Here is a 17,491-nt window from a genome sequence, read left to right on the forward strand (position 1 = left end):
GGCTTCTCACTCCCTCTCCAGTGTGACGTCGCGCGACCAGGTGCCGCCGAGCGAGCGATAGACCGCGACGCGATGGTTGAGCAGCAGCCGTTGCGCTTGCAGACTTGCGCGCTCGAGCCCGACCAGATTCGTCAGGGCGCTGAGCACCGTCAGATAGTCCGATTGCCCCTGCTCGAAGAGCCGCCTCGCCTCGTCCAGGAGCTGCCGCCCGAGCTGGACCTGCGCACGCAGGCTGCGCAGGCTCGTCGCCTCGTTCTCCTCCTGGACCACGGCATCCTGCACCCGTCCGATCGCGGTGTGCAGCGCGAGCTGGTATTGGACATGGCGACGCTGGAGCTGGATCGGCAGTCGCAAGTACTCGGTGACTCGCCTTCCATCGAACAGGGCCCAGGTCAGGCCCACCCCGACGACGGACTCGCCCAGAACCGGCTCCTTGAGGCCGTACTTCGAAGCGCCCACGTTGCCCACCAGTTGGATCGTCGGAAGCCAGCTCGCCAGGTTCGCGTTGATGCGGTGCTCGACCTCGGCGACGCGCAGCTCCGCGAGCCGCATCTCGGGCGTGTTCACGTTCAGGTCGCCCGGCGTTCCGAGTTTCGGTGGGGGCGGGAGATCGGGAAGCTGTCGATCGAGTGGAACGACGTCGTCGGCGGGGCTGGGTACCCGGCCCAGCAGCGCCTTCAGCTCCGAATTCAAGAGCGCGTTCCGGGTGGCGATCAGCGGCACCTGCGATTCGAGGTTCACCAGCAGTTGCTCCTGCTGCAGCACCACGAGCCGGGGCGTGAGGTGCTGCTCGAACCGCGCTCGAATCAGCCGGAGCAGCTCCTTGTTGTAGTCGATCTGCCGCAGCGTGAGGTCCCGGAGCGCGCGGGCCTCCAGGATGTCGAACCAGAGCTGGGTGATCCGCACCGCGAGGTCCTGGACGCGGCCCTCGGTGAGCTGCCGCTGCTGCTCGGCGAAGTTCAATCCCGCGCGCCGCTGCGCATCGAGGGCTCCAAACAGGTCGACCTGGTAGGCCACGCCCACTCCGACGGTGGCGACGCTGTACTCGGTCCGGGTTGGCGGCGCGGGCGGAACGTTGGCGACGACATGACTCAGCCCCGCCGGGTTCAGGATGCCGACCTGGAGCGGGTACCACCAACCTTGCGGCACGGCGGGGTCGAGCTGGTTCTCGTAGATCAGCTCCCGCGCGTCGCGCAGGGCCAGGTTGTCGCTGAAGCACTCCTGGATGGCCGTGTCGAGAGCCGGATCGGCGAACGCCGACCACCAGACTGCGTCCTGGGTGGCGCGCTCGGCTGGCTGCGCGGGCACGCCCTCCTCCGACGGCTGCGGGCTTGGAACCCCGCCCTCGGGTGCGCTGGACGGTTGGGGCGGCTGGGTGCGCGGATCGACGGCGGTCGAGTAGCTGCTCGGCGCCAGAGGCGGTTCGACGACGACGGGACGGATCAGCTCGCAACCGGAGCAGATCGTCGCGAGGAGGGCGAGCGTGAATCGAAGTCTCATGGGTGGCTGACGACCACGAGGGCTTTCGCGTGGTTGAGGACGCAGCGCTGCGCGACCCGCATGGTCTCGGGATCGAGGGAGGCGAAGCTCTCGTCGAGGATGACCAGCTCGACCCCCTGCAGCAGCGTGCGCGCGATGTAGAGCCGGCTCTTCTCGCCGTGCGAGAGTTGCCAGCCGGTCTCGCCGATCATCTCCTCGAGGCCGGCGGGCATCTTGGCGACCAGCTCGTCCAGCCCGAGCTCCTTGCACAGCGCGGCGGCCTTGGTCCGCAGCTCGGGCGAGGTCGGCCACTCGCGCCCGAGCAGGAGATTGTACGCGAAGCTGCCGGACAGGACGTGGTTCTCGTGGAACTGCGGCGCGGCGGTGATGCGCTTGCGCCAGCCCGAGGAGCCGAACGTCGCGCGGTCCAACGCGTGCAGCAGCATCACACCGCCCTGCGGCGTCCTCAGGCCCGTCAACAGCGACACCAGCGTCGACTTGCCACCGCCCGATGGGCCCTCCAGCAGGATGCGGTCGCCCTGAGCGATCTGGAACGAGCAGTTCTCGAGCACCGGCCGGGTGCGCGCGTCGTGCCGGAAGGTCACGCCCCGCGCCTCGATGAGGGTTCCGCCGGCGGCGTCGGTGGGCTTGCCTCCCTCCATTTCGAGAGGGACTTTCGATTCGAGCTCGGGGCGGCCCACCGCGAGCAACAAGTCGCGGATCTGCTCGAACGACACCGCCGCCTGGGAGACCTGCTGGAAGTAGACGGCGACCTCGTCGAAGGCTCGCAGCGCGAGCAAGATGCCGCCCACGGACACCGCCAGCGCGCTGGCATTGGCCGTACCGCTGCTGAACGCCGGCAGCAAGGTCAGCAGGGCGAGCACCAACCAGCCGTCGCGCAGGAGCGCGGTCAGTTGCATGGTCCGGCGATCCATGACCTTCGAGATCTCGGAGTAGGAGCTCAAGCGGACGTCTTCGCCATCATGCCAGCGCTCGAGTGGAAGCTGCGCCAGCCGCGTTCGATGGCCGAGCATGCGCTCGAGCAGGTCGTGGGTGATCTCGACGCGCGCGCTCGACCACGCCCGCTGGACGCCGTAGTGGCGGCGCGCGAGGACGAACGCGACCACGACCCACAGGGCGAGCACCATCGCCTGGGGCCACCCTCCCGCCCCGAGCACGAGGATGACGCCCGCCAGGATCAAGTCGACGAGCGACAACACCGCGAGCAGGGCGCCGCCGACCGCAAGCTGCTCGACGACCTCGGCCTCGGCGACGCGGCCGAAATGGCGGCCGATGCCGTCGAGCCGCACCTCGTCGGGGGTCAGCTTGAGGGTTCCCGCGAGGAGTTGCTGCTTCAGCAGCGTTCCGAGCCGGATCGAGAACACGCCCTGCCACCACACCTCGAGCATGCGTAGCGGAATCGCGCACGCAATCACGGCGATCCACCCCAGGAACCAGCCGGTCTCGAGGTGGGCCTGGAGCGCGGCGCGACCGAGCAACCAGAACGAGCCAGCCAGCACCAGCGAGAGGAGCGTGTGGCTCACGAGGATGCCGGCGACGAGCGATGGGATGTCGCCGAGCAGCGTCCGCCGGCTCGCGGTGCGCCGGGGGCGCATGATCCACCCGGTGCGCAACTGCGCCTGGCCGAGCCGCTGCAGCAGCATCTGTGAGCGGGCGTGCTCGCGCGCACGGGGCGACATCTCCACGCCGCCGAGCAACTGGTCCACCTCGGCGACGGTGGCTTCCTGCTCTTCGCGCAGGAGCGCGAGCGCGCTCTTCGTCTGGACCGAAACCGCCGTGGCGTCGCGCGCGAGCAGGCGCAGCTTCCCGCGCCGCGTACCCAGCAGCACCAGATAGGACGGGACGCCGTCTCGCCGGACCTGGAGGATGCAGGGCGCGGCGCGTTCGAGGACGTCGGGCAACTCGTGGTAGAGCGGCGTGATCGGCTCGAGCTCCACGCCGAGTCGATCTCCGAGCGCGAACATCCAGACCCGGCTCGGCTCGACGGCCGCCGCGGGCGGAGCGATCTCGCCCGCGGCCCTGCCATAGCCTTGCCTCTGCGCCAGTTGCTCCAGCGCGTCGGGCAGTCGCTCGACCGGCCACAACAGGTCAAAGTGCGAGCGCGTCATCCCGCCAGCTCCAACTTGCCTGCGGCGGGCTCCGCGACCGGCGTCTCCACCGGCTTCGGCGCCGGCCTCTCCACCAGTTGGCCATCCGAAAGCCACCACTGGCGCCAGCGCCCACCGCCCCAGAGCAGCGTGCGATTCTCCTGGTCGGCGCGAAGGAGCACGGCGTACCGCGACTCTTTGTTCGCGAGCAGCTCCTTCGGCGGCCCGTTCTCGAGGATCCGACCGTTCTCGATCACGAGCACGCGATCGAACTCCTGGGTGTGCTCGACGTCGTGGGTGACACAGAGGAGCGTGATGTCTGCCCAGAGCCGCCGGGACTCGGCGAGGAGCCGCGCGCGCCGGTCGCGATCAAGACCACGAAAGGGCTCGTCGAGGATGGCCAGGCGCACGCCGGAGCGAAGCATCGCGCGCGCCAGGCGCACGCGCTGACCTTGGCCGCCCGAGACCAGCCCTCCGCCTTCGCCCAACGACGTCTGCAGCCCGTCTGGAAGCGCCTCGAGGATGTCGAGCATTTCGGCGCCCTTGAGCGCCCCCGACAGTGACCAGCCGTGCGCGCCGTCGTTGCCATACCGGAGGTTGTCGATGAGGCTCTGGTTCCAGAGACTGATCGCCGGATCCACCCAGGCCGTGGTGCGCCGCAGCCGCTCGACAGCGGCCTGATTGAGCACCTGCCCGTCGACCTTGATCTCGCCGCGCGCCGGCCGGAGCCAGCCGAGCAAAAGGCCGACCAGCGTCGACTTGCCTGCTCCGGAGACACCGACCACGGCCACGTGCTCGCCGGGGGCGATGTTCAAGGAAACCTTGTCGAGGATGGTGTGACCGCCGCCTTTCACGCGGACCTTCTCCATCACGATCGAAACGCCGCTCGCGGCGTCCGCGGGCGCGACAGGCTCCTGCACTGGCGCCTCGGGCCGGGCCGGCGGATCCTTGATGTCGCCGATGACGTCGAGGAGCCGGCGAACCCGGTTCATCGCATTCGGGAACGCGCGGCTCAGCATCATCAGCCGCTGGCCGAGGATGGGGAAGCGCAGCGCCCAATAGACGACCAACAACACCAGCGAAGCCCGATCGGTGCCCTCGAGGTACGAATAGACGAGCAGCATGACGAGGCCGTAGCTCATCAGCATCAGCCCGCCTTCGAACCCGACCGACAGCGTCTGGAGCCAATAGCGCGCCTTGCTCCAACTGACGAGCAAGGTCTCCTGCGCGCGGCGCAGCGACCGCTCGGCGCCGTGGATCCGGATCGGCGTGAGCCCGACGAGCGCGTTCAGGGTGAATCCGCTGAGCGCGCCTGAGTGCATCTGCACGCGCAGGTCGGGCTCGAAGAGCAGCTTCTGCGCGACCAGGGGCACGAGCAGCGTGACCGCCGCGAGCGCGAGCACGATGTGCCATGCGTGCGGTGCGGCCCAGATGAGCGCGGCAGTGATGCTCGCGACTTCGAGCGACAGGACCAGGGCCTGCGAGAGCAGGAGTGGCAGCGACCGCATCGCCTGGATGTGGTGCGTGCGAGACGCCATGTCGGAGGCGAGCCGGCTCTGGAAATAGCGGTCCTCCATCTCGGGGAGCTTCTCGAAATACGCCTTCCGCAGCCGCACCTCGAGCCGGCGGCCGATGCCGAGCAATCCCAATGAAACGGGGATTTGGATGAGCATGAAGCAGAGCGCGACGCCCGCGAGAACGGCCATGCCCGTCGCACGCTGCGCGAACGTGCCGAGGTCGCGCCCCAGGTCGAGCACGCCACGGAGCATCAGCGCTTGCAGGATCCGCCCGAAGGTGGCGAACACCAGTCCCACCGCAATCAGGCCCGGAACGACCCACGAATCTTCGCCTCGCAGGCGGAGCAACGTTCGCGCGGGGCTCACCTGCTTGGCGACGAGCTCCGTCGCCAGGTCGCTCGCGAGCACGGCTCTCGGCGCGTCTTCGCCTGCGCGCGAAGCCTCGCGCCAACCGCGAACCCGCATCAGCACCGCGCCGGTCATCGACAGCTCGCCCTCCACCTCGGGGTTGGGGCGAACGGACCAATAGGCAGCGGGAATGGGCACTTCGCCGGAATCGTCCTTCGCAATCATGGATTGCAGCAGACCCGCCGCCGTCCGGCCTCGCCGGACGGCGCCCGCGCGGATCATCGCTTCGGACGCCCGGCACGCGGCGTCGAGCCTGGCGATCGACAGATACCCGGGGTCCTCGAGCGCCCGGGCAACCAGCGCCCGCGCCTGCGTCGCACCCAGGTTCAGCAGGCGGCGCTCGATCGTCGCGACCGCCTCCTCGGACCCGGCCCATTCGCGCCAGCCGGTCGCCGGAACGGACGTGGTGTGCTGGTACAGGCGGCTCAGCAGCGTCGAAATCCGGGTCCAGTGACGGCCCGCCGCCGGGTCCATGACCTGGATGAACGGGCCGACGCGATTCCACAGCACCACGAAGTGCGGCCGTCCTCCCGCGCTGAGCGTGACGATGATGGCGGGAAGCGCCTTGGCTTCGGGGACCACCACGTGATCGAGCGGAAGCATCACCTCCTCGGCGTCGAGCCCGAGCTGGTTCGCGACTTCATCCAAGGTGACGATCGAGGTGCCATCGACGTCCGTCTGACACACTTCGCGAAGGACGCGATAGTTGAGCTCGGCGCCCATCCCCGCGAACAGGCTCTTGAGCGAAGCGGGACCGCAGTCCGTCGCCGAGATCTGGATCACCTCGGGAATGATCGAGCGCCGGCGCCTGGGAGGAGTCATGGTCAGCGGGCCTCGGCTTCGGGCCGAAACTCGGCCGTGGGCCGTTCTTCAGGCTGCGGATTCCATTCGCCGACCGCCCGCATCAGCAGCGCGACAGGCGACGCCCGCGCGACCTCGACCTCCACCACCAGGGTCATGCCGTGGCGCAGCTGGATGCGCGGATCGTCCGGCGGTGCGAACTTGAGCTCGACGCGCACCGTACCGGGGATGGCCTCGGGCGTGGCGGTCTGGCCGGGCTCGGTCCCGACGGCCGTCACCCTGGCGGGGACCGTCCCGTAGATGGTCATCGGGTAGCCGTCGAGCTTGAGGCGCGCCGTTTGGCCGGGCTGGATCAACCCGACGACCTCCTTCGGGAAACGGGCGCGCACCCGCACCTCGGCATCGCTCGCGACGATGGTGCCGACCCGCTGCCCGTCGGCGATGAACGCTCCCGCGCCGAGCTCCGCCACGTCGACCAGGTGGCCCGTGGCCGGCGCCCGATACAGCTTCCGCTCGATCTGGTACTCGAGGCGGTCGATGGCGCCCTGGAGCTCCCGGATCCGCCCCTCGGCGTTCAGCTCCTCGCGCTCGAGTTCCAGCAGTTGCGCGGCGAGGGCTTGACGGCGCACGTTCTGCTCGCGCTGCAGTCGGATGAGCGCCAGGCCCTGCGCCGTCTGCGCGAAGCGGAGTGCGTCGACATCGGTCGTGCGCTCGAGCTTCTCCATCTCCGAGACCGCGCCCGTCGGGCTCTTGAGGGCCAACTGCGCGCGTTCCACCGCGAGCCGGTGCCTGGGCGCGAGCTCCTGCTCCCTCCCCAGCGCCTCCTTGACTGCGACCTCGTCCACCTTTGCCGTCAAAGCCGCCTCTTCGTGCTTGTTGGTGATCTGCTGGCGGATGATGGCGAGCTCCTTCTCGGTCGCGGCGAGCGTCGCCTTGCTCCGCTCGAGCTCGAGGCGCTCGGCCCGTGCGTCGAACTCGATGAGAAGGTCGCCTTCCTTGACCTCCTGATCGAGTTTGAGCAGCGAGAGCACGACCCTGCCCGCGCTGGGCGGCTCAATGCGATGGACGGCGTTGTGTGGCTCGATCCGGGCCTGTGAACTGGCCTTGACGAGCGGGACCTTGGCGAACAGCGACCAGGCGATGAGCCCGCCGACACACAACACCATCAGAGCGACGAACACGAGGCGCGTGTCCGACTCGTAGTTCAGGGAACGAAGGGTCCGCTCGAAGGGATATGCCATGGTCCGCGAACCAAAGTCGCCTTAATGGCCGCGCCGTGTCAACACCTCGGCCACTGCTTTGTGATTCACGCTCCCATTGTATGAATACAGGGCACCTTGATGCGACGCGGGACTTCGTCTGCATCGCCGCAATGCGTTGCATATTGTTCTCTGGTTCGATTTGACATCCAGCTTCGAGTACACGTAGCGTTCAACTCGAAAGGAGGCACACACCATGAAGATCAAGATCCACGTCCGCGGCGGCCCGAAGGCGCGTTAGTAGTCAGGCGTTTGACGCCAGCCGTCGGGGCTGTTCGCTCCTCGTTTCCGGTGACCAGAGGGGGGGTGATGGGGATCTTCCATCAGCCCCTCTTCTCATTTCTGGCAACGTCTTGATCTTGCAGGTGCTCGTTCCTGCCAGGTTGCTCCAGAGTCAACGACCGCTCCAGCCCAGGGTGCCAGCGGACGAGGAGCGTGGCACGTAGAGCGCGTGAATGACGGTGCTTCGACGAGCCTATCGCTGCTGAGCCTGCTGCTGAGCCCACGCCTCGGGGAGGAGTTCGTTGAGACGGGAGTCCGGGAAGCGGGTGTCGCCGAGCTTACAGCGCCTCACGAAAGTCTGGGCTGGACTGGCCATTGGCAAGGGGCATCCTGAGCGGGTGGCGTAGTTCAGCTCAACTCATTCCCCAGTTGCCCAAAAAGTCGCCCATGGTGAGTCGCACGCCTTGGTTGCGCAAGATGCCGTAGGCGGTGGTCACGTGATAGAAGAAGTGGGGGATCGCGAATGCGATCAGAAACTGGCGGCCACTGGAGTGCATTGAGCCACGGCGGTGCTCAATTACGATCTCTCGATCGAGGCCGGCTTCGAGGTCGCTTGGCGCGATCTCTCGGAGATACGCGATCGTCGCATCGAGCCGCTGGTGCAGATCCGCAAAGCTCTTTGCATCGTTCGCGGCCGGCACCCGTGGCGCACCCAGCAACTGCGCGATCGCCAACCAGGCTCCCTCCGCAGCCCAGTGGACTTGAGCAGCGAGCGTGTACATGTGCAGGTCAGTTGGCGCGTCACTCGCAACGCCACGCATGCGCCCTTCCGCAGTGAGTTGCGCGTCGAGCAACGCCGCTTCACTGCTGCCACTGGCAGCGGCATGGTCTTCGGCCTTCGTCAACTGCGTTTTCAAGTTGGTCAGTCCGCGGACGAAGAGGCCAGCAGATAGATCGTAGGCATTCAAAGACATGGCCCATCCTTCACCGCGTCATGCGCCAGTGCCAACCGGTCACGTCCGGCGCGTATTGATGAAACGCAATACTTACAGCCTCTAACAAATGTCAGGGTAGAGGCGGCGTAGGAGCATGACGCAGCAGCCGAGAACGAGGAAGCCGAAGTGAACATCGTCCCTGCGCTCATCGCGGACGCGAAGCCGGCGCAGCTGGTTCTTCCAGGCCAGCGTGCGCTCCACCACCCAGCGGTAGCGTCCCAGCCGTTCCTTGGACTCGACGCCTGGGCGGGCGATGCGCGGAGCAATGCCGCGCAGGCGCAAGCCGAGTCGGTTCTTCCTGGAGGCATAGGCTTTGTCGCCGTGGACCTTCGCGGGACGGAAGCGTCGCTGCCACGAAGGCATCCTCACCGCGGGCACGGAGTTGACGAGGGAGAAGAGTTCGTGTGTGTCGTGGACGTTGGCCGCTGTCACCGACTCGGTGAGAGGCAGCCCATGGCTGTCATGCCCGACAGGCCGAACTGCTTGCGAGGCAGCATCTCCCACGGGATGCCGCTCCTGAGCACGAAGACGATGGCCTCCAGCGCCGCCCGGTCGTCCGCACGAGGGCGGCCCAGCTTCTTCTTCGGCCGAGGCGGAGGCGGAGGCAGCAGGGGCGTCACGCGCTGCCAGAAGGCGTCGGGGACGAGTTCACGGACCATGTCCCTCAAGCTGATGAGGCCCCTTGCCAACGGCCAGCCCAGCCCTGACTTTCGTTAGGTGCTGTGAATCCCAGCGCGCCATCGACCTCCTCCAAGAGCGCCGCACCGGCCAGAAGGTGAACACGCTGTTCGAGGGCGACCTCTCCGACGACGACAAGCTCATCTATGTGAACAGCGTCGTGATGGGAAAATTGCTGGAGTCCTCCACGCTGGTCCAGCAGGCCGCGAACAACACCCAGGAGCAGTTCGCGAACTCGCCGGATCTCCGGCGCGAAATCGAGAACGCCATCATGGATGCGCTCGAAGCCCACACGCTGATGAGCAAGCAGGCGTTGAATTCCCAGGCCATCCAGGCTGGCATCAAGGACATCCTGCTCAACCACGCGAAGCTGTGGGAAGCCCTCCGGTCGAGGGCGGGCAAGGGATGGTCGGGTCAGGCACAGGCACCGAAGCACCGCACCGGGACTCCAGGGAGTTGTCACGTCCGAACAACTTGGGGTCGCTGACACGCGATTTTCCGAGGCGGCCCGCGCGCCAACCCCTAAAGTCACCTGCGATGAGTGCCCCTGACGACTCCCGCGCCCCGCTCGCCGCCCTGTTGCCGAAGCCCGGCGAGCCCCCTCTCGACGCCGATGAAATCCTCAACCGCTTCGTGGGCTACGTGGCCACCAACGGGTTGAGCCTGTACTCCGCCCAGGAGGAGGCCATCCTGGAGCTCCTGAGCGACAAGCACCTGTTCCTCAAGACGCCCACGGGGTCCGGCAAGTCGCTGGTGGCGATGGCGCTGCACTTCAAGGCCATGGCCGAGGGCAAGGTGTCGTTCTACACGTGCCCCATCAAGGCGCTGGTGAACGAGAAGTTCTTCCAGCTCTCCAAGGCCTTCGGCCCGGAGAACGTGGGCATGCTCACAGGCGACGCGAGCATCAACCGCGAAGCGCCCATCCTCTGCTGCACGGCGGAGATCCTCGCGAACCTCGCGCTGCGCGACGCCTCCGCGCGCGTGGACGCGGTGGTGATGGACGAGTTCCACTACTACTCCGACAAGGAGCGCGGCACGGCCTGGCAGATTCCGCTGCTCGCGCTGCCGAAGACGCAGTTCCTGCTGATGTCCGCGACGCTGGGCGACACGCACATCATCGAGCAGAGCCTGGAGCAGCTCACCGGCCGCGAGGTGGCCACGGTGCGAAGCTCCGAGCGCCCCGTGCCGCTGGACTTCGACTACCGCGAGGCGGCGCTGCACGAGACCATCCAGGACCTCATCGCGCGCGGGAAGTACCCCATCTATCTGGTGAACTTCACGCAGCGCGCTGCCGCCGAGCAGGCGCAAAATCTGATGTCGGTGGACTTCAACACCAAGGAGGAGAAGGAGGAGCTGCGGCAGGCGTTGATGGACGCGCCCTTCGACACGCCCTACGGCAAGGACTTCCAGCGCTACCTGCGCCACGGCATCGGGATGCACCACGCGGGCCTGCTGCCCAAGTACCGGCTGCTGGTGGAGAAGCTGGCACAGCAGGGCCTGCTCAAGGTCATCAGCGGCACGGACACGCTGGGCGTGGGCGTGAACATCCCCATCCGCACGGTGCTCTTCACGCAGTTGTTCAAGTTCAACGGCGAGAAGCTGACGACGCTGAGCGTGCGCGACTTCAAGCAGATTTCAGGACGCGCGGGCCGCAAGGGCTTCGACACCGAGGGCAGCGTGGTGGCGCAGGCGCCCGAGTACGTCGTGGAGAACATCAAGCAGGCGGCCAAGGAGGCCGCAGGCAAGAAGAAGACGCCCAAGGCGAAGCCGCCGCAGAAGGGCTTCGTGCAGTACGACAAGAGCACCTTCGAGCGGCTCCAGAACGGCATGCCGGAGCCGCTGGAGTCCCGCTTCGAGGTGAGCCACGGCCTCTTGCTCAACCTGCTCCAGAGCGACAAGACGGAAGGCAGCGGCGGCTACAAGCGGCTGGTGCAGTTGGTGCGCCGCTCGCACAGCTCCGAGTACACGAAGAAGAAGCTCCTGAAGGACGCCGCCATGTACTTCCGCACGCTGCGCGAGGCGGGCATCGTGCAGGTGGTGCAGTGGGAAGGGCGCTCCTCCACCGTGGAGGTGGCGGGCGAGCTGCAACGCGACTTCAGCTTGAACCACACGCTGTCGCTGTACCTGCACGAGACGCTGGAGCTGTTGGATCCCGCGCTGGAGACATACGCGCTGGACGTCGTGACGCTGGTGGAGTCCATCCTGGAGAACCCGGATGTGGTGCTCTACGCGCAACTGCACCAGCTCAAGGGCGAGAAGATCCAGGAGATGAAGGCGCAGGGCATGGAGTACGACGACCGGATGGAGGAACTGGAGAAGCTGGAGTGGCCCAAGCCCAACCGCGACTTCGTCTACAGCACCTTCAATGCCTTCGCGCGCAAGCACCCGTGGGTGGGCGAGGAGAACATCCGGCCCAAGGCCATCGTGCGCGACATGTTCGAGCGCTTCATGTCCTTCCACGACTACGTGCGGGAGTACGGCCTCCAGCGCAGCGAGGGCGTGCTCTTGCGCTACGTGGGAGATGTCTACAAGTCGCTGACGCAGACGGTGCCGGAGCGCTTCCGCAACGAGGAGGTGGACGACATCATCGACCACCTGCGCGCGACGCTGCGTCAGGTGGACTCCAGCCTCCTGGATGAGTGGGAGCGGATGAAGAACCCGGGCGCGCCCGTCGAGGCGAAGCCGGTGGTGGACCTGAAGCCCAAGGAGCTCACCGAGGATCCGAAGGCCTTCGCCGCGCGCGTGCGCGAGGAGCTGCACCGGCTGCTGCGCGCGCTGGGCCAGCGCCGCTACCTGGACGCGCTGGGGATGTTGGACAACGCCCTGGGCGAATGGACCGCGCCGAAGCTGGAGCAGGCGATGGCGCCGTACTTCGAGGAGCACAAGCTGGTGGTGCTCACGCCCCAGGCGCGCAAGCCGGCGAACACCCAGCTCAAGGAGGCTGGCACCCGTCAGTGGGAGGCCCAGCAGCGCATCATGGACCCGGAGGGCCATGGGGACTGGGTCATCGACGCGGAGATTGATTTGCGCGGCCGCCGCATGGACGACGGCCCCATCCTGATGCTGCGCCGCATTGGCGGCATGAGCGCGTGGACCTGACGGCCTGACGTGCGGCTGTCAGCTCGTGGGCGGCCTGGAGTCCCGGGCCGCCGCGCGCACGGTGTCCGCCGCCGCGTCCACCTCCGCGAGGATGCGGCGCGCGTGGTGGAGCAGGGCCTCTCCGGTGGGCAACAGGCGCATGCCCCGGGGAACGCGCTCGAACAGGGGCGTGCCCAGTTCGTCCTCCAGCGCGAGGATGTGACGGCTGAGCGGCGGCTGGGTGATGTGGAGCCGGAGCGCGGCCCGGCCCACATGGCCCTCTTCCGCCACCGCGACGAAGGACTGGAGGTGCGTGATGCTCACGCGCCCCAGGCTAGCGCGGGACGTGCGCGCCGTGCACCTGACCGGACGATGCCAGAACAGCATTGGACGTTCCGAAGGGGCGGATGCCACCTTGCCCGCCATGGGCATTCCACTCTTCAAGGGCACCGAGGTTGAACGGCTGCGCCTCGCGGGACTCGCGGCGGCCGGCACGCTGGCGCATGTCGCCGGCAAGCTCCAGCCGGGCGTGGCGACGGCGGACATCGACGCGTGGGTTCGCGAGGACACGGCGCGCCGGGGCGGCACCCCCAGCCAGCTTGGCTACAAGGGGTTTCCCGCCACGGTGTGCACCAGCCGCAACCACGTGGTGTGCCATGGCATCCCGCGCCCGGATGAACACCTGAAGCCCGGGGACATCGTCAACGTGGACGTGACGACGTGCCTGGACGGCTTCCATGGGGACACGTCCGCCACGTTCCTCATCGGCGAGGTGTCCTCCGACGCGAAGCACGTGGTGGACGTGGCGCGGCGGTGCCGGGACGCGGGCGTGGCGGTGGTGCGGCATGGCGCCCGGTTGGGCGACATTGGCGCGGCGGTGATGGCGCTGGCGAAGGCGGAAGGGTGCAGCGTGGTGGAGGAGTTCGGCGGCCATGGCATCGGCCGGCAGATGCATGGCCCGCCGCATGTGTCCCACGTGGGCAAGGCGGGGACGGGCATCACCCTGCGCTCGGGGATGGTGATCACCATCGAGCCCATGGTGAACCTGGGCCGCCCGGACATCCGGATGATGCCGGACGGGTGGACGGTGGTGACGGCGGACGGCAGCCTGTCCGCCCAGTTCGAACACACCGTGCTCGTCACCCGGGACGGCTGCGAGGTGCTGACCCCGAGCGAGCTGTCCCTCCACATCCCCGGCGGGTGTTGAGAAGGGGGCGCTTGCGTCCGCCCGTCCGGTCGTGTGTCGAGCGGTTCTCGTTGGCAGCGTCAGGGCCGGTGGTAATTTGCCGGCCATGAAGAAGATCCTGGTCGCGCTCCTCGTGCTCATCCTCCTGGCGGTCGCGGGCGTGGGCGGAGCGTTCTGGTACGCGCAGAAGGCCGTCACGACGCCGCACGCCTCGGCGGATGCCACCCCGAAGGAATTCATCGTGAAGAAGGGCGCGTCCGCGCGCTCCCTGGGCCAGCAGCTCCAGGCGCAGGGCTTCCTGGATGACGCCCGTGTCTGGCGCTTCCACCTGTGGCGTCGGGGCAGCCTCAACGTGAAGGCGGGCCGCTTCATGCTGAGCCCGACCTCCTCCGTGGAGCAGCTTGCCACCGCGCTGGAGGGCCCACCGCTGCCGGAGGACGTGCCCTTCGCGATGATTGAAGGCTGGCGCCTGCGCGACACCGACCAGGTGCTCGCCGCGCAGGGCCTGATCAAACCGGGCGAGTACATCGCCGCGGCCAGCCGCTCCGAACTCTTCAAGGCACCGTTCCCCCTGCCCACGCGCGGGCTGGAGGGCTACCTGTACCCGGAGACGTACGGCATCGTGGTGGAGGGCTTCAAGGTGGAGGCCTTCATCCAGCGGCAGTTGGAAACCTTCCGCGCCCGCTTCTACGACGCGCACAAGGCGGAGATCGACAAGAGCGGCCGGTCGCTGCACGACATCGTGGTGATGGCCTCCATGCTGGAGCGCGAGGAGCCCATGCCTTCGCAGCGCCCGCTCGTCGCGGGCATCCTCTGGAAGCGCGTGGACAAAGGCTTCGCGCTGGGCGTGGACGCGACGAGCCGCTACGAGCTGGCGGAGTGGAACGACCGCAAGGAGTTCCTCAAGAGGCTGCGCGACAAGTCGGACCCGTGGAACTCGCGCACCCGCGTCGGTCTGCCGCCCGGCCCCATTGGGGCACCGACGGTGGACTCGCTGCTCGCCGCGCTGCGGCCGACGAAGAGCGACTTCTTGTACTACCTGCACGACGCGCAGCGGATCCTCCGCCCCTCGCGCAACGCACAGGAGCACGAAGCGCTCCGCGCCAAGTACAACGTGTACTGAGCGCGCCATGACGCCTGCTTCGCGCGAGTCGCTTCGTCCTTCCCCCGCCCCCTCCGCCGAAGGCGAGGCGGCCCTGCGGCAGGAGCTGGCCACGCTGCGCGAGGAGTCCGCGCGGCTGCGGCGGATGCTCGATACGGCGGCGCAGATCTCCTGGACCCAGGATGTCCGCGCGGGCGGGGATCCGGTGGCGCCGTCGTGGCACGCCTTCACCGGACAGACCCGGGACGCGTTCGCGAACCAGGGCTGGCTCACGGCGCTGCATCCGGACGACCGCGCGGGGGCACTGGCCGCCTGGGCGGAGGCCGCCGCACAGAAGAAGCCCTTCAGCACGCGCTACCGCTTGCGACGCGCGGATGGCGTCTTCGTGTGGATGCTCGCGAAGGGGACGCCGGTGTTGGGGCACGACGGAGAGGTGTCCGAGTGGGTGGGCACCTGCTCGGACATCCATTCCCAGTGTCTGCGGGAGGAGCGGGCCGCGTTCCTCGCCAGGGCCGGGGAGCTGTTCGCGCTGGCGCTGGAGCCGTCCGCCACGCTGGTGACGCTCGCGAACCTGTCGGTGTCGACGCTCGCGGACTGGTGCATCGTGGATCTGCTGCACGTGAACGGCCACTTCGAGCGGGCCCAGGTGTCGACGGCGGATCCGGCCTGGCTTCCCCTGGCGGAGGTCGTGCGGCGGCTGGCCCCCATTCCCCGTGAGCGGCCCGTCTATCCTCCCGCGCTGGCGCTGACGACGGGCCAGTCGACCGTGGTGCCGGACGTCACCCCCGCGCTGATGGAGGCCGTGGCGCAGGACGCGAACCACCTGGAGACCATGCGTCAGGTGGGCATCCGTTCGCTGCTCACCGTGCCGCTGGTGGCCCGGGGTCACATCCTGGGCGCGCTGTCGCTCATCGTCACCACGTCCGGCCGCCGCTATGGCGACGAGGACCTCAAGTTCGCGCAGGAACTGGCGAACGTGGCGGCCCTGGCCGTGGACAACGGGCGGCTGCTCCAGGGCGCGCGCGAAGCCGTCCGCCTGCGCGACGAGTTCCTGTCCGTCGCGAGTCACGAGCTGAAGACGCCGCTGACGCCGCTCAGCCTGAAGCTGCAGGCGCTCTCGCGCGCGGTGAAGGCACACCCGGATTCGCCGCTCGTGCCCGTGATTGAATCCCACGTGGAGCAGGGCCACCGGCAGGTCCGCCGACTCACGGAGCTGATGAACGACCTGCTGGACGTGTCGCGCATCAGCGCCGGCACCTTCCGGTTGCAGCGCGAAGCGGTGGACGTCGCGGCCCTGGTGCGCGAGGTGTCCGCGCGGTTCGCGCCGCGCTTCGGTCTGGAGCACAGCCCCTTCACGGTGGAGGCTCCGGAGTCGGTGCGGGGCTGTTTCGACCGTTCGCGTCTGGCCCAGGTGTTGGATCACCTGCTGGACAACGCCCTCAAGTATGGCGCCGGCACCCCGGTGTCCCTGCGGCTCCTGGTGGACGGCGCGGTGGCGCGGATCCGTGTGCGCGACGGCGGCATCGGCATCGCGCCCGAGCAGCGTCCCCGCCTCTTCGAGCGCTATGGCCGCGCGGTGTCCGAACGCCACTACGGTGGCCTGGGCCTGGGCCTCTACCTCACCCGCACCATCGTGGAGGCCGAGGGCGGCCGCGTGTCGCTGGAGAGCACCCTGGGCGAGGGCGCCACGTTCGAGGTGGAGCTGCCGCTCCAGCAGGCCTGAGGGACCGGGCGCTGGCTAGGGCGCGGGTTCCGGCGTCTTCTGGAACTTCTCCGCGAGGATGCGCTCGGCCGCGTCCGCGAGCAGATCGCGGGCCATGCGCGTCTCCTCGCCGAAGATGCCCGTGGACGTGCGCGCGTCCAGCACGTGCGTCGCGAGCAGCGAGAAGGCCGCGGCCTCGTCGAACGTCGCCTCGGAGGACAGGACGCGCTTGCCGGGATGGGGGTCCTCCTCGTGGAAGCGGCCCTCCCAGCTCTCGCCCAGCGTGATGGCGAAGTACTGCGTCGCCACGTTGCCGGGCCGCGACATGTGCGAGGCGGCGACCACCGCCCGGAGCTGCTCTCGCTCGTCGGACGTCATCCGCTGCTTCCACGCTTCAACCGCCGCGTGCATGGTCTCAATCTGATCCCTCGCCGCGTCCTCCGCGTTCTTCAGCAGGTCGGGCACCTGGGCGTGGACGAACGCGGAGAGGTCCTCCTGGGCCACGCGGTTCGCGGCCAGCACGGCGTCCACGAGCGCCTGCGAGGCGTCCAGCACGCGGTGCTGCCGCTCCAGGGGCTCGGCGGGGAGGCCCCGTGCCGCGAAGCTGTCGCGCACCTCGGTGATGAGCCTGCGCAGGGTGGTGAGCCGGATGCGGGTATCGTCGTCGAGCACGTCCTTCAGCGGGGCCAGCAGCACGTGGAGCGCGAGCGGGACGTGGGTGACGGCCTTGTACACGTGGTAGCGGCGCGTGCGCGAAGGCGCTTCGAAGCGCTGGCCGCCCTTGCGCAGGATGAGCAGGTCGTCGATCTGCGCGATGACCGGCCCCATGCGTGACAGCACCGCTTCCCGGCGCGCGGCGTACGCGTCCCGGAACGCCTGGTTGAGCACGGAGAGCGAATCCGTGGCCTCCAGCGCCACGGTGCGCGCGACCTCGGAAGGGGGCTCGGGGGGAGGGG

The 17,491-nt window shown here is 68.3% G+C and carries 12 protein-coding genes and 1 pseudogene; 5 read left to right on the forward strand and 8 right to left on the reverse strand.

Features of this window, described 5'->3' with window-relative positions; translation table 11 throughout:
• Positions 1-6: 6 nt before the first annotated feature.
• The 6 genes and pseudogenes from D7V88_RS09510 to D7V88_RS43815 form a co-directional block, all read right to left on the reverse strand.
• Positions 7-1,500, reverse strand: a complete 1,494-nt coding sequence (locus tag D7V88_RS09510; RefSeq protein ID WP_120540302.1) for a TolC family protein — start codon at positions 1,498-1,500, stop codon at positions 7-9.
• Complete coding sequence (locus tag D7V88_RS09515) at positions 1,497-3,608, reverse strand: ATP-binding cassette domain-containing protein (protein WP_120540303.1); 2,112 nt, start codon at positions 3,606-3,608, stop codon at positions 1,497-1,499. Before D7V88_RS09515 ends, D7V88_RS09510 begins: the two co-directional genes overlap by 4 nt.
• Positions 3,605-6,334 carry an ATP-binding cassette domain-containing protein gene (locus D7V88_RS09520; RefSeq protein ID WP_120540304.1) on the reverse strand — a complete coding sequence of 910 codons (2,730 nt, stop codon included), beginning with the start codon at positions 6,332-6,334 and terminating at the stop codon, positions 3,605-3,607. Before D7V88_RS09520 ends, D7V88_RS09515 begins: the two co-directional genes overlap by 4 nt.
• Before the next feature lie 2 nt (positions 6,335-6,336).
• The gene (locus D7V88_RS09525; protein ID WP_120540305.1) at positions 6,337-7,554 is read right to left on the reverse strand and encodes an HlyD family secretion protein; all 1,218 of its coding nucleotides are present in this window, start codon (positions 7,552-7,554) and stop codon (positions 6,337-6,339) included.
• Between the two features lie 653 nt (positions 7,555-8,207).
• A complete protein-coding gene (locus tag D7V88_RS09530; RefSeq protein ID WP_120540306.1) occupies positions 8,208-8,768 on the reverse strand; it encodes a DUF1993 family protein in 561 nt (186 codons plus the stop codon).
• Positions 8,769-8,849: 81 nt separating this feature from the next.
• Positions 8,850-9,448 (reverse strand): annotated as a pseudogene (locus D7V88_RS43815) (transposase).
• Between the two features lie 116 nt (positions 9,449-9,564).
• Between D7V88_RS43815 and D7V88_RS09540 the strand changes: the two are divergent.
• Positions 9,565-9,954, forward strand: coding sequence for a hypothetical protein (locus tag D7V88_RS09540; RefSeq protein ID WP_120540307.1), 390 nt, complete (start codon positions 9,565-9,567; stop codon positions 9,952-9,954).
• Between the two features lie 50 nt (positions 9,955-10,004).
• Positions 10,005-12,566 (forward strand): DEAD/DEAH box helicase, encoded by a 2,562-nt coding sequence (locus D7V88_RS09545; protein WP_120540308.1) that lies wholly within the window; start codon positions 10,005-10,007, stop codon positions 12,564-12,566.
• A gap of 18 nt (positions 12,567-12,584) precedes the next feature.
• Here the strand turns inward: D7V88_RS09545 and D7V88_RS09550 are convergent, their stop codons facing one another.
• On the reverse strand, positions 12,585-12,869 hold the full coding sequence (locus tag D7V88_RS09550) for a LysR family transcriptional regulator (RefSeq protein ID WP_120540309.1): 285 nt from the start codon (positions 12,867-12,869) through the stop codon (positions 12,585-12,587).
• Positions 12,870-12,969: 100 nt separating this feature from the next.
• Here D7V88_RS09550 and map point away from each other — a divergent pair, with 100 nt between their 5' ends.
• The 3 genes from map (at position 12,970) to D7V88_RS09565 (ending at position 16,556) form a co-directional block, all read left to right on the forward strand.
• The gene (gene map, locus D7V88_RS09555; protein ID WP_120540314.1) at positions 12,970-13,752 is read left to right on the forward strand and encodes a type I methionyl aminopeptidase; all 783 of its coding nucleotides are present in this window, start codon (positions 12,970-12,972) and stop codon (positions 13,750-13,752) included.
• 85 nt (positions 13,753-13,837) lie between these two features.
• Positions 13,838-14,854 (forward strand): endolytic transglycosylase MltG, encoded by a 1,017-nt coding sequence (gene mltG, locus D7V88_RS09560; protein ID WP_120540310.1) that lies wholly within the window; start codon positions 13,838-13,840, stop codon positions 14,852-14,854.
• A gap of 7 nt (positions 14,855-14,861) precedes the next feature.
• A complete protein-coding gene (locus tag D7V88_RS09565; protein WP_120540311.1) occupies positions 14,862-16,556 on the forward strand; it encodes a sensor histidine kinase in 1,695 nt (564 codons plus the stop codon).
• A 15-nt stretch (positions 16,557-16,571) separates the two neighbouring features.
• On the opposite strand, the gene D7V88_RS09570 is transcribed toward D7V88_RS09565, so the two are convergent.
• The coding region (locus tag D7V88_RS09570) for a hypothetical protein (protein ID WP_341870669.1) at positions 16,572-17,491 on the reverse strand (920 nt) is incomplete at its 5' end.

The organism is Corallococcus terminator (genome assembly GCF_003611635.1).
Classification (GTDB): domain Bacteria; phylum Myxococcota; class Myxococcia; order Myxococcales; family Myxococcaceae; genus Corallococcus; species Corallococcus terminator.